The 697-nt window shown below is 40.2% G+C and carries 2 protein-coding genes; both read right to left on the bottom strand.

Annotation, left to right across the window (positions count from 1 at the left end):
- A partial coding sequence (locus PGX78_RS08680; RefSeq protein ID WP_270446557.1) for a rubrerythrin family protein occupies window positions 1–295 on the bottom strand: 295 nt, incomplete at its 3' end.
- Window positions 296–442: 147 nt separating this feature from the next.
- A partial coding sequence (locus PGX78_RS08675) for a hypothetical protein (protein WP_270446556.1) occupies window positions 443–697 on the bottom strand: 255 nt, incomplete at its 5' end.

Raw genomic sequence — 697 nt, 5'->3', positions numbered from 1 at the left:
CTTCACGAGCAACTTTAGCAAATTCAGGATACATTTCCGTATTTTCCCAATTTTCACCGTTAGCAGCATCTTTCAGAGCACCGTCTAAATCGGGCATACCGTCATGGAGAAGTTTGAACCAGATTTTAGCATGTTCTCTTTCGTTATGAGATGTTTCGTCAAAGTACGCGGAAATCTGTTCGTAGCCGGCTTTTTTTGCAACACTTGCATAGTAACCGTATTTTGTATGAGCTTGAGATTCGCCTGCAAAAGCTGCCTGCAGGTTCTTTTCGGTCTTGCTTCCTTTTAATTCCATAGTGAACCTCCTGTAATCGATAAACATAATCAATAACTAATATTTGTTATTGATTACATTATATCCTTTTTTATGAAGGCGTCAAGGATATAAGAAAACCGGAAGCGATATTATTTGCGCATAATTTAAAACGTCGTAAATGCATAATTACTTTCGACGACCCTTTGAACGTTTTAAGGCGTTGCGACAGATAGAAGCCAGATACTTGGTAACGATGGTGAGTCCCAGTAAAAAGATAGCTATGAAGAGGGTCGAAATTGAACCGACTTGAGGTAAAGGAACGGGTGAAAGAGACATAAAGTTGGGAAAATATGATATAAGAGCGGTTACGACGGCAGCGGCAAGGAATAAGAGTAAAAAAATACTGCCCAAGAAGGCACAGAGACGGCCCAAAAGGGTGTA

It is taken from the genome of Megasphaera sp. AF13-6AC (assembly GCF_027685385.1).
Classification (GTDB): Bacteria; Bacillota; Negativicutes; order Veillonellales; family Megasphaeraceae; genus Megasphaera; species Megasphaera micronuciformis.
The sequence above is the reverse complement of the archived record's forward strand: the minus strand, read 5'-3'. Positions and strand labels throughout refer to the sequence as shown.